Source organism: uncultured Corynebacterium sp., assembly GCF_902489365.1.
GTDB lineage: Bacteria > Actinomycetota > Actinomycetes > Mycobacteriales > Mycobacteriaceae > Corynebacterium.
The window spans coordinates 1-12,075 of sequence record NZ_CABTZR010000065.1 but is presented as its reverse complement, the minus strand read 5'-3'; the positions used below and the strand labels follow the sequence as shown (position 1 = coordinate 12,075).

General features: G+C 63.0%; 9 protein-coding genes. All 9 read right to left on the bottom strand.

The window, feature by feature from the left end; translation table 11 throughout:
* Nucleotides 1–434: 434 nt before the first annotated feature.
* Complete coding sequence (locus RDN59_RS09385) at nt 435–1,655, bottom strand: FUSC family protein (RefSeq protein WP_308607607.1); 1,221 nt, start codon at nt 1,653–1,655, stop codon at nt 435–437.
* A gap of 135 nt (nt 1,656–1,790) precedes the next feature.
* A complete protein-coding gene (gene fbaA, locus RDN59_RS09380; RefSeq protein ID WP_308607606.1) occupies nt 1,791–2,825 on the bottom strand; it encodes a class II fructose-bisphosphate aldolase in 1,035 nt (344 codons plus the stop codon).
* A 181-nt stretch (nt 2,826–3,006) separates the two neighbouring features.
* Entirely contained in the window at nt 3,007–4,206 is a 1,200-nt protein-coding gene (locus RDN59_RS09375) for a glycoside hydrolase family 76 protein (protein WP_308607605.1), read from the bottom strand.
* Nucleotides 4,207–4,269: 63 nt separating this feature from the next.
* Nucleotides 4,270–4,950, bottom strand: a complete 681-nt coding sequence (locus tag RDN59_RS09370; protein WP_374044603.1) for a TrmH family RNA methyltransferase — start codon at nt 4,948–4,950, stop codon at nt 4,270–4,272.
* On the bottom strand, nt 4,937–5,482 hold the full coding sequence (pyrE, locus tag RDN59_RS09365) for an orotate phosphoribosyltransferase (protein ID WP_010188690.1): 546 nt from the start codon (nt 5,480–5,482) through the stop codon (nt 4,937–4,939). The genes RDN59_RS09370 and pyrE overlap by 14 nt, the downstream gene beginning before the upstream one ends.
* A 134-nt stretch (nt 5,483–5,616) precedes the next feature.
* Entirely contained in the window at nt 5,617–6,858 is a 1,242-nt protein-coding gene (locus tag RDN59_RS09360; protein ID WP_308607603.1) for a hypothetical protein, read from the bottom strand.
* A gap of 97 nt (nt 6,859–6,955) precedes the next feature.
* Nucleotides 6,956–7,807, bottom strand: a complete 852-nt coding sequence (locus RDN59_RS09355) for a sulfurtransferase (RefSeq protein WP_308607602.1) — start codon at nt 7,805–7,807, stop codon at nt 6,956–6,958.
* 104 nt (nt 7,808–7,911) lie between these two features.
* Nucleotides 7,912–10,473, bottom strand: a complete 2,562-nt coding sequence (gene clpB / locus RDN59_RS09350) for an ATP-dependent chaperone ClpB (RefSeq protein ID WP_308607601.1) — start codon at nt 10,471–10,473, stop codon at nt 7,912–7,914.
* A gap of 298 nt (nt 10,474–10,771) precedes the next feature.
* A partial coding sequence (locus RDN59_RS09345) for a TetR-like C-terminal domain-containing protein (protein ID WP_308607600.1) occupies nt 10,772–12,075 on the bottom strand: 1,304 nt, incomplete at its 5' end.

The following is a 12,075-nucleotide window of genomic DNA, read 5'->3' as shown; positions in this document are numbered from 1 at the left end:
CCCCGCCAGCGTCATACAGGGCCGGGCGGTGCAGGCCGGGGGGCCGTCACTAAGCGTCAGCGTCGATGGAGTCCGCGCCAAGCGGCCGGTCAAGCGAGTGACGTTCTACCGTCACCTGCGGGACCTACAGATAGTGCGGCCCTAATTCACTTCCCAGCCTTCGAACAACTGCCCTCAACTGCAGCGCCACTATCTGGGAAAGCGGGCACGATTCTCGGGTTGAATGTAAAACGAAAGGAGGATTCGGCCAGCATTACCTTTTCGGCACTAGGCTCGAAACCGAATCCTCACCGCATGCGCATTGTGCAATGCACCTAGGCGGTCTGCGGAAGACTCTACCACTCCCTGTATTCCCTACGAAGCCGCTTGAAAGCGCACACATACCTCGGTTTTTGTGCAGTTGAGGCGTGGGCATTTGGCATAGCCTTTCAGCTTTAGTCCTCTTCCCGCACCTCCGGCGGGTAGGCCGGGTGCTTGGAGGTGGGCACCAGCTGCGCCACAGCGGACTCACGCGACATGCCGCACACCATGAGCAGGTCCACGATGACGGAGCGGGTCTGGGCCAGCACAGCATAGGCGGAGAGCACTGCTTCCTCGCCGGCGACATCCATCGAACAGCGCGCAGCCAACTGACGTAGGCGTTTGACTATCTCCGGGATGGCATGCGCCTCATCCACGCGGCGCTCATGCGCAGTTTGGTGGGTATAGAGATCGGAGAGCTCCATCGTGATTTCGGCTAGCTCGTCGATAAGCCCCACTTGCTCGGCTGTGGCCTGGTCGCCGTCCTCGGCGAGAACGAGGGCGCGGCGGGACAGCACGCGGGTACCGCGGACCACGTTATCGACCGGCGTGAGGATGCGCTCCAGCGAGCGGACGGTGCGCTGCGAGCTCCACAGGAAGGGCGAGAGCTTTGCGGTCTCTGCACCGCCCTTGGTGGCGTTGAGCATGTTGTTGATATCGTCCTGCGTGCCGCGCACGGCATCGCGTGCTTCCTGGATGGTTGTTGGATCATTGTTCGCAAGGCCCTTGGAAACATCGGAGAGAACCGAGGCCGTAATACCCAGGACCTTCGAGACTTCCGAACGGCCCGCGCGCAAGGGCGAGGAAGGAATTAGCACGATCATCGTGAGGCCGATGACCGCGCCGATGATGGCGTCAATGGCGCGGGAAAAGCCGCCCATTTCTTCCGGTGGAAGAATGGTGGCGATAAGGATGGCGGCGATGACGATCTGATTGCTCACCAGCTGCGAGCCCGTGACGAAGGATCCGATCACCAGCGCCAGACCGATGATGATGGTCATGTGGATGGGGCCGGTCCCGAGGGCGTCGACAAGCAGCGTGCCCACCAGCACGCCCACGATGCCGCCGATCGACATGTCGACGGCGCGCTTGAGGCGGTCACTGCCCGATAGACCAAGGATGATGATGACGGCCATCGGGGCAAAGAAGGGCTGCTCGTGGCCGAAAAAGTCATGCGCAACGTAGAACGCCAAACCGGCACCGAGGGTGCTCTGAATCATGAACACCAGGCGGTTGCGAATGCGCGTGAAGCGCGACTTCAGAGATCTATCCACCAACCGCAGCTGCTCGCGGGTAGTCCTTCGGACGCGTTTGGCTCTCGGTGACGAATTCGACGATGACTCTTGCGCTTCCATGATTTCGGTATTTTACGCGTTCTGCTTATGGGATTGGGTACACAAAAGCCACCCCTCGCGGGTGAGGGGTGGCTTAGTGAACTGTGCCGACGTTGCTCGACTACCAGTGGGGGCCAGCGTCAGCTGGGCGTTGGTTTACTTAGAAACGGTCTTGCCCACGGAGTGCAGGTCCTGGCAGGCCTCAACCACGCGGTCAGCCATACCCTGCTCAGCCTTCTTAAGGTAGGAGCGCGGGTCGTAGACCTTCTTGTTGCCTACCTCGCCGTCGATCTTGAAGACGCCGTCGTAGTTAGCGAACATGTGGCGTGCAACCGGGTTGGTGAAGGCGTACTGGGTATCAGTGTCAACGTTCATCTTGATGACGCCATAGCGCAGGGCCTCCTCGATCTTCTCCTTCTCGGAGCCGGAGCCACCGTGGAAGACGAAGTCGAAGGGCTGGGAGCCTTCCTCAAGGCCAAGCTTCTTCACGGCGGTCTTCTGGCCCTCATCCAGGACCTCCGGGCGCAGCTTCACGTTGCCCGGCTTGTAGACGCCGTGGACGTTGCCGAAGGTGGCGGCCAGCAGGTAGCGGCCCTTCTCGCCGGTGCCGAGGGCGTCGACGGTCTTCTCAAAGTCCTCCGGGGAGGTGTAGAGGTTAGCGCCGGCCTTGGCCTGAACGCCGTCCTCTTCGCCGCCGACGACGCCAATCTCAACCTCGAGGATGATGTTGGCGTTATGGGCCTTTTCGAGAAGCTCCTGGGCGATCACAAGGTTCTCATCGATCGGGATAGCGGAGCCATCCCACATGTGGGACTGGAAGAGCGGAAGCTCGCCGCGGTCAACGCGCTCCTGAGAGAAGGCGATCAGCGGGCGCACGTACTCATCCAGAACTTCCTTCTGGCAGTGGTCAGTGTGCAGCGCAACGTTAATGCCGTAGTGCTTAGCAGCCTCATGAGCGAAAGCAGCCAGTGCCTTGGCGCCGGCAACCTTGTTCTTCACGGACAGGCCGGAACCGAACTCGGCGCCGCCGGTGGAGAACTGGATGATGCCGTCGGACTCAGCCTCGGCGAAGCCGCGGAGTGCGGCGTTGATGGTTTCGGAGGAGGTGCAGTTAATTGCCGGGAATGCGAAGCCGCCCTTCTTGGCGGTATCCAGCATCTGGTTATAAACCTCAGGGGTTGCAATAGGCATGAAATTCCATCCTTTGGAGTTGCTGTGCAGTAAGCCGTGCCGTCCCACGTCCAGCGAAACAACACGTTCCAACATCCAAGTATGCCTGTTGTTGTGGTTTTCCGCCGCGAGATGCGATGTGACCTCACTTAAACGCTGCTTCGCGGGGACGGTAAGTCCCCGCCTATCTGGGGAAACGCTGCTATTTCTTGGACTCTGACTTGTACTTCACAATCCGGGTGCAGGCCTCCAACAACATCCAACCGGACAACTGAACGGACAAGTCGCGCTCAGCCACGCGGATAATGCCCATCTTCTGGCTCAGTGATGAGGGGCCGAAACCGTAGTTATGAGGCAGCTTCGCATCTGCGGTCCAGTCGGAGCCGAAGATGGGCAAGCCATCCACCTCCAAGCGGTGTTCCCACACCGATTCCGCCGAGGCCGTCACGAGGCGGGCAGCCAGCTTCTTAGTTGCGCGGTTGGCCGGGGAATCGCCCGGCAAGCGCACCGCTACGTCCGCCAGGTAGCGAGCAAGGATGCCTTTGAACAAGCCCCCGTCGCCGTCGCCAGTCTGCCAATCGATGACGCCCGTGTACGTCGCCATGCCCGTAGCCACCGCTTGGACCAGGCCGCGGATGCGGGTGGTGTAGTCCATCATGTCCGCAGCGAGTTCGGCCTCGTGGACAGAGTCGATGTCTTCCACGGAGCGCAGGCCGCTCTTTTCCCGCAGCGCCAGCACGATTTCCAAGCAGGCGCCGAGCACCACGCCCTGGCAGTAGGGGTGGATGTTGCGGACGATTTCCTGCCCATCCATACGCATGCGGATGCCGTCCATGACGAAGCCATCGTCATCAATGAGATGGTCATAGATCCAGTCCACGATGTGGCGAGCTTCCTCAACACGGCCCATGCGAGCCAGCATGATAGCGCCCGGCCCGTTCGAGGGGACGTTAAGGAAGGTCTCGCCCTCACGCCACGGCAGCACACCCACCTGGGTATCGATGCCATCGCGGATGTTGTGCTGCAGGCTGCCCAGCTTCTTGTGAGGGCGCATCTTTTTAAGCTCGCCAGCGCGGGCGATGGCCAGGGCCATCCAGGCCTTGTCGTCGTAGTAACGGTTCTTTGTCAGTGGCTGGAGATTGCGCACGTGGACGCCGCGGATAGTGTTGGCGATGAGTGTGCGGCGCGCCTTGGTGTTCTTGCGCAGGGCGGCGTCGACAAGACAGTCCAGGTAGTGTGCCTGCCACCAGTAATGCCAGTGGACGAAGAGTGACTCCTTGGTGGTGGGTGGCCAACTCACCACGGCAAGGTTGGTTCGGGGCAAGCCCCACACGGCTTGCGCGTGGCGCTCATTGATGGCTGTCTCCGCAAGGTCAGCACGGTGGGACCATTTCTCTAACACTTTTGTCTCATCATTCTCATAATGTGAATTTGTCACCTAGATGTAAACACAGTGCGCGGGATCTCACCAAGCTTTTGATAAATCCGCATGCTGCCGAATCCATGCATGCATGGCAATGCCCGCGGCCACGCCCGCGTTGATGGAGCGAGTAGACCCAAATTGCGCGATGGAGCAGGTCATTACTGCTGCATCCTGGGCCTCCGGGCTAACCCCCGGGCCCTCCTGCCCGAAGAGGAGCAGGCAGCGCTCGGGCAACTCCGCAGTCTCCAATGGAACACACCCGGGGGTGTTATCGATGGCCACGACGGTCAGGTCTTGGTCAGCCGCCCACGTCATCAACTCATTAACATCCGCGTGGTGCATGAGGTGTTGGTACCTGTCGGTGACCATGGCCCCGCGCCGGTTCCAGCGGCGGCGTCCCACGATGTGGACGGTATCGACGGCAAAGGCGTTGGCGGTACGCACCACGGTGCCGATGTTGGCATCGTTCTCGAAATTCTCGATAGCGATGTGCAGGGCATGTCGGCGCGTGTCGATATCCTCCCGGATCGCCTCGCGTGTCCAGTAACGGTAGGCGTCGACGACATTACGGCGGTCCCCCTCCGCGAGAAGCTCGGGATCGTATTTCTCCGCTTCGGGCCCTTCGGGCAGCGGGCCTTCCCACGGGCCAACACCGTGACGGCCCTCGTTCCACTCGGTGGGACCTTTGGCCTCCGCCTCTTCTTCGGGCTTAGGCAAGGTCAAGATCCTCAAGGCCCAGCAGGTAGCGGTATTCCAAGCCCTCGGCGGCGATAGCTGCGCCAGCGTCGGTGTTGCGATCCACCACGGTGGCCACGCCGACGACCTCGGCGCCTGCCTTACGAAGAGCCTTCACAGCGGTCAGCGGCGAGTTGCCGGTCGTGGTGGTGTCCTCAACGACAAGCACCTTCTGGCCTTCGACGTTGAAGCCTTCGATCTGGCGCTGCATACCGTGCTTCTTGGCTTCCTTGCGGACGACGAAGGCGTCGATGTCGCGGCCATCGGCGTGCATGATGGACAGCGCAACCGGGTCCGCGCCCATGGTCAGGCCACCAGCGGCGGCGTAGTCCCAGTCGGCGGTGAGCTCACGCAGCAGCGAACCGATCAGGCGCGAGGCCTCGTGCTGCAGGGTGGCGCGGCGCAGGTCCACGTAGTAGTCGGCCTCCTTGCCGGAGGACAACGTGACCTTGCCGTGGACGACGGCCAGCTCCTTCACCAGTTCTGCTAGACGTTGCTTCTTCTGCTGATCCAGGCTCATCGCTCGCTCCTTAAAGTCTGTGGCTTTCTAGCCGTGAAAATCCGCCCTGTATTTTACCCTCTTCCCGCACGGTTGCCCGCGACTAGTGCTGGTGCCCGGCTGCGGCGCCTAGCCGCGGCGGCGGGCTGGCGGACCTAGTCGAAGATGGACGAGCCGCCGTCGAAGCGGCGCGGCAGGCGGGCCTGATTGTTTTCGTGGGTGGGGCGTTCGTGGCCATCGGCAATCGCATCCACTTCATCCGCGCCCAGGCTGGAGTGGTCAATGGTGCCGCGCGCCTCGCTGGTGCTGCGGCTCGGCATGACCACCGGTTCGGTGGGGCGCTGGATGGTGGGCGCGTCGAGAGAATCATCGCGGTCCGGGACTGCAGTGGGCCCGGTAGGTTCGGGCTGCGGGGGCTGCGGGATGTCGCGGCTCGGGTCGAGTTCATCGACGCGCAGGACCTGCGTTGCCTCAGAGCGCGGCGGAAGGACGCGGGCGGCATCAGCCAGCAGGGCTAGCGGTTCCAGCAGCTCTTCCCACTCCGCGCTGCGGGCGTGCTTGGTGGTTTGGGCAAGCACCCACTCCCCTTCCATCCACACGGCGGTCACGGCGGCGGGTAGGCGGTGTAGCGCCGCACTGACGCGGGGATCGATAAGGCGCTGGCCCACGCCGGCATCGGAGGCGAAGACCTCAAACCCTTCCTCCTCACGCACGTACACGAGATCCTCAGAAGGGTTGTCCACGGTCTCCCCTGCCCGGCGGAAATCCACCACGATGTCGGAGGCCGCGCCGGTGCGCATGGCCATGACCGGGATCGTGCCTATATCGAAAAGGAGGGTCTCGTGGTTGCGGAAGTTTCCGGCCACGATGTCCCGGGGCTCCTGGCCGCGGGCGGCCGCGCCGCGGCTCCACTCATCGGCCAGGTAAGAATCATGCTTGGCGTACTCCCAGCCGCGCTGCTGGCCAAAGGCCTTGCGCTCGCGGCGGGCGCTGCCCGGCACGAAGTACTTGGCGCGCTCTGCACGCTCCGCAAAGCTGCGCGCTGTAGCCTGCGGTTCGGTGAGTTCGTTCGGCTCTGCGGTGAGTTCTTCGGGTTCTTCGGGCTCGTTGGGCTCAGCAACGGGTTCGTCGGAAGGTTCGACGTTGTGCTCGGCAACGGGTTCCGGCTCTGCGGTGAGCTCGGGCTCCGGGGTGGAGGCAACCGGCTCGGCGTCGACTGCCGCGTCGTCAGCCGTATCGGTAGCAGCGTCGTCAGCTGCATCGGTAGCTGTATCGGCAGCGGCGTTGTCAGCGGGGTCGCCGGCGGAGAAAGCGGCGCGCTGGCGCTGGTCCAGCCAGAGCACGATGAGACCAGCCACGAGCGCGACGGCGGCGAGGGATAAGAGTACGAAAGGCATCACTGATCGACTCTAATCGCCCGGCGCGCCCGATCCGCGCTGACGCGCTGGTCACGCACAGGTTTGGGCGCGCACCACTGGGCGGCGGGTGCGGGCGCTAGACGTGCTCGCGGTCGCCGCGCTCCACTGGGTTCTTCGGGTTGGCTGCCCACTGTGACCAGCCACCCACGAAGTGGCGCAGGCCGGTAAAGCCCACGTACTCCAGCACGGCGATGGTGAGTGCGGAGTGGTTGCCGGAGCCGGAGTAGATGATGGCGCCGTCCACGTTCTCCTTGGTCACGCCGTGGTCGTCGAGGATCTCCAGGATCTCCTCCTTGGACTTCCACACGGTGATGTCTTTCGTGTGGAAGAGGCGCTCCGGAAGATTAACCGCGCCCGGGATGTGGCCGGCCTTCAAGTCGAGGTTCTCGCGGCGGCCGGCGAAGCGGTTGCGCGTGCGAACGTCGAGAAGCAGGCCCTCGTGTTCCTTGACCTCATCGATGGTGACCGTGGGCATCGACCCCGGCGTCACTTTAAGGTTTGAGGTCATGCCCAGGTTGCCCGGGCCGGTGAGCGTGGGCATCGCCTGGGCGCGCCAGTTGGACAGGCCACCGTCGAGAATGCGGACGTTGCGGATGCCCGCCCAACGCAGTGTCCACCACGCGCGGCCGGCAAAGAGTCCGCGGCCCTCGTCGTAGACCACGACTTCGCTATCCTCACGCAGGCCCCAGTGATCGATCCACTCTTGAATCTTCTCGGGCTTTGGGAGGGGGTTGCGCCCGGCCTTGGAGCCGGGCAGGCCCACGAAGGCGGAGGCGGCGTCGGCATACTGGGCAGTCGGAATGTGGAGGGAGGAAAACTGATTGAAGGCCTCGCCTTCCCCTGGAGCCCAGAGGGAGGCAAGGATGGTTGTCTTGTCACCGCGGTAAATCTTCTCACTCAGCTCGTGAGGGGAGATCAAAATGCTCATGCCCCCAGATCATAGGGGCATGAGCGGGTGGTGGCGACCGGTGAGCGCGGTGAGCGCGGTGAGCGCTAATCGTGCTCACCGGTTTAAGCGCCTTAGGCGGCGGTTTAGGCGGTGCGGGCAGCTAGCTCGAGGCGCTCGCCGCCGTCGGCAACGTCAACGTGCACGGTATCGCCGTCCACGATGTCACCGGCCAGCAACTTCTTGGCCAACTGGTCACCGATGGCCTGCTGGATCAGGCGGCGCAACGGGCGGGCACCATAGGCCGGGTCATAACCTCGCTCGGCCAACCACAGCTTGGCTGCGTCGGAGACCTGCAGCGTCAGGCGACGGCCGGACAGGCGCTCGGCCAAGCCCTTGAGCTGGATGTCCACGATGCCAGAGAGCAGATCCGAGGTCAGCGGCTCAAACATCACCACATCATCAAGACGGTTGATGAACTCCGGCTTGAAGCTGCGCTTGACGGCCTCCATGACCTCCTCCTTGGTACCGCCGGCACCCAGGTTCGAGGTCAGGATGATGACCGTGTTGCGGAAATCCACGGTGCGGCCCTGCCCATCGGTCAGGCGGCCCTCATCGAGCACCTGGAGCAGCACGTCGAAGACATCCGGGTGGGCCTTCTCAACTTCGTCGAAAAGCACCAGCGTGTAGGGGCGGCGACGCACCGCCTCCGTGAGCTGGCCGCCGGCATCGTAGCCCACGTATCCCGGAGGGGCACCGACAAGGCGGGCGACGGAGTGCTTCTCACCGAACTCGGACATGTCGATGCGAACCATCGCGGATTCATCGTCGAAGAGGAAGTCCGCCAGAGCCTTCGCCAGCTCCGTCTTGCCCACGCCCGTCGGTCCCAGGAAGAGGAAGGAACCGGTCGGGCGGTTCGGGTCAGCCACACCGGCGCGGGCGCGGCGCACGGCGTCAGAGACCGCGGTGACGGCCTCCTTCTGGCCCACCACACGCTGCCCCAGCACGGACTCCATGTTGAGCAGCTTCTCGGTCTCTCCCTGCAGCATCTTGCCGGCCGGGATGCCGGTCCAGGCGGAGACGACCTCCGCGATGGTGTCCGGGGTGACTTCCTCGCTAAGCATGGTGTTGTGCTGCTGCGCGGCCTTCTCCTCGGCGGCAGCCAGGTCCTTCTCCAGCGGCGGGATCTTGCCGTAGTTGATCTCGGAGGCCAGGGCTAGGTCACCATCGCGCTCCGCAATCTCTGCCTGACGGCGCAGATCCTCGAGTTGTTCCTTGATGGTCTGCACATCATCGATGGCCTTCTTCTCATTGGCCCAGCGGGCCTTGAGCTCACCGAGCTTTTCGCGCTCATCCGCCAGCTCCTGCTGAAGTGCAGTCAGGCGGTCCTTCGAGGCTGCGTCCGACTCCTTCTTCAGGGCCAGCTCCTCAATCTCGAGGCGGCGCACAACGCGCTCCAGCTCATCAATCTCCTGCGGGGAGGAGTCAATCTCCATGCGCAGGCGGGAGCCAGCCTCATCGACTAGGTCGATGGCCTTATCCGGCAGGAAGCGGTTGGTGATGTAGCGGTGCGAGAGCTCCGCGGCGGACACCAGGGCCGAGTCCTGGATGCGCACGCCGTGGTGCACCTCGTAGCGCTCCTTGAGGCCACGGAGGATACCGATGGTGTCCTCCACAGAAGGTTCGGCGGCGTAGACCTGCTGGAAGCGGCGCTCCAGGGCGGCGTCCTTCTCGATGTACTTGCGGTACTCATCGAGGGTGGTGGCGCCAACCAAGCGGAGCTCGCCGCGGGCCAGCATAGGCTTAATCATGTTGCCAGCATCCATCGAGCCTTCGCCCGTAGCGCCAGCGCCGACGATGGTGTGCAGCTCATCGATGAAGGTGATGATCTGCCCGTCGGAAGCCTTGATCTCATCGAGGACGGCCTTGAGGCGCTCCTCGAACTCGCCGCGGTACTTCGCGCCGGCGACCATGGAGCCAAGGTCCAGGCTCAGCAGTGTCTTGCCCTTGAGGGATTCCGGTACGTCACCGGCCACGATGCGGCGGGCCAGGCCCTCCACGATGGCGGTCTTACCCACGCCGGGCTCACCGATGAGCACCGGGTTGTTCTTGGTGCGGCGGCTAAGAACCTGGACCACGCGGCGGATCTCCTGATCGCGGCCAATCACCGGGTCAATCTTGCCCTCGCGGGCGCGGGCGGTGAGGTCCGTGGCGTACTTCTCCAGGGCCTGGAACTGTTCCTCGGGGTTCTCCGAGGTCACTTTGGCCGCACCGCGCACCGAGGGGAAAGCGCCCTTGAGTGCGTCATAGGTAGCGCCGCGGGAGGTCAACAGTTCAGCAGCATCAGACTTGGAGCCTGCAATAGCTGCGAGCAGAACCTCGGTGGAAACATACTCATCGCCGAGTTCACCGGCCAGCTCCTGGGCGCGGGTGAGGACGTTGAGGGCGTCGCGGTTGAAGTTCGGGTTCGCCATGTTGGCACCCTCGGCCTTGGGGAGGGCGTCGATAAGCTGGCGCGCCTCCTTGAGAACCGTATCCGGGTCCACGCCGGTGGCCTTGAGCACCGGGGCGGCGATGCCGTCCTTCTGCTCGAGGATGGCTGCTAAGAGGTGTGCCGGGCGGATGTCCGGGTTACCGTTGGCGGAGGCCGTCTGCAGCGCTTGCTGCAGGGCCTCCTGAGTTTTAGTGGTGGGGTTAAAAGAACTCATTGTTGTGTTTCTCCGTTTCTACTGTTTATCCACCCCCCTGCGGCTACAGCAGGGAAGGTAGCTTCACTGTCTATAACGCTACAGAACTTGAGTCTGTTCCACTCAACTAGAACTTTTTTAGATCTTTCACCCCCGCCGGGTTGAGCATGGTCCGCTCAAGTCTACGGTGCGCGCCTTTTGCCAGACGCCGTTTGTCAGATGCCTCCAGCATGTCGGGGAAGACACGCAGACGTTGCGTTGCGAGGCTTTCTGCGCGGCGCGGATTGCTAGGGGTTGCCCGCGGTGTCAGTCGACAGGGCTAGGGGTTAGCGGCTGCTACTTCCTGGGGAAGGCCGTACTTAAACGATGCTAAGACGACGGCCGCCACGGAGTAGTAGAGCGACCACCTCTCGTCGAGGTCGATGTTGCGGAATTCACCCACCGAGGCCAGGTGACACATGCCGTCAGCACCGGCCCACAGGATGAAGTTCTTAATGTAGACCAGGCGGTCTTCCGGCTCGTGCCCGGCCTCCCGCAGGGCCTCACGGGCAAAACGCATCAGCAGCGCAAAGGACTCGCTCATCTGCGTCTGTTCCTCGCCGTCCTCACTCAGCGGGACCACGGAGCCAGACGCTGCACCAATGCAGGCGCTGTAGCGCTCTGGATGCTCCACCGCGTAATGAAAATAGGCCACCGCTACGCACAGGAGCTTATCGACGGCCGAAGCCCCTTCCGGCAGCCGCTCCAAGAGGTAGAGGATGCTGTCCGCGAGTTCACGGTCGGTCTCCTGCTCAACGGTTTCACGTAGAACGAAGTCATTATCCACCAGAGAGGCGACGAAAACATCAGAAACACCGAAGTACTCGGCGACGTTCTCGATGGTCACCGACTGCATGCCAACCCACGCCGCCAGCTGGATAGCGCGCTCCACGACGGCCGCGCGGGCCTGCTCCGCGGGAAGCTCTGTCAGATCCTCGATGGCGGTAATATCCAGGGAAAGGTCCCGGTCCGGCGTGAAGCCGCTCAGCAGTGCGCGGTACTCCTGCATCGGGTGACGCAGATCGGGAAGCTCCAACGTCTCGGCCGTCATGAACAGGGTTCCAATGAGCGCCTTGCACACCTCGCGCAGGTTGAAGCGCCGCACCACCGAATGCTGGTGCCGCAGCACGCCAAGGACGCTCAAGTGGGCCATGCCGTGGACGGTGGCCCAGCTAGCAACGCTCAACTTTGCCAAGGTCTGGGGGCACACGTCCGGCCCGACCTCAAGCTGTGCATCGTCCGCGATGAGCGCGATGTTGTCATAGATCAGATCCAGCGCGCGGTTGCCCGATCTGTTTCCCTGCAGGAGGGACTGCCACTCATCTTCAAAGACGCAGCCCTTCTGCTCAAACAGGTAGCGAAAAAGCTCCGGTTCGCGCTCGGCGTACTCGTAATAGGCCTCCGTGAAGGTGGTCAGCTTGGTGAAAAGATCAGCGTAGCCAGGAGCGGCGTCGAGCGTCTCCTCCAAAAACTTGACCTTGCGCTCGGAGGCATAGTCCGGGATAGCGGCAACGATCTGCTCACGATCCGAGAATTCCGCGCGAACCTCGGCGGGAGTAACCTCCGCGAGCCTCGCCACCGAAT

Coding starts and splice junctions, on each gene's coding strand:
- clpB (WP_308607601.1), bottom strand. CDS start 10,473: ATGAGTTCTTTTAACCCCACCACTAAAACTCAGGAGGCCCTGCAGCAA.
- RDN59_RS09385 (WP_308607607.1), bottom strand. CDS start 1,655: ATGGAAGCGCAAGAGTCATCGTCGAATTCGTCACCGAGAGCCAAACGC.
- pyrE (WP_010188690.1), bottom strand. CDS start 5,482: ATGAGCCTGGATCAGCAGAAGAAGCAACGTCTAGCAGAACTGGTGAAG.
- fbaA (WP_308607606.1), bottom strand. CDS start 2,825: ATGCCTATTGCAACCCCTGAGGTTTATAACCAGATGCTGGATACCGCC.
- RDN59_RS09360 (WP_308607603.1), bottom strand. CDS start 6,858: ATGCCTTTCGTACTCTTATCCCTCGCCGCCGTCGCGCTCGTGGCTGGT.
- RDN59_RS09355 (WP_308607602.1), bottom strand. CDS start 7,807: ATGAGCATTTTGATCTCCCCTCACGAGCTGAGTGAGAAGATTTACCGC.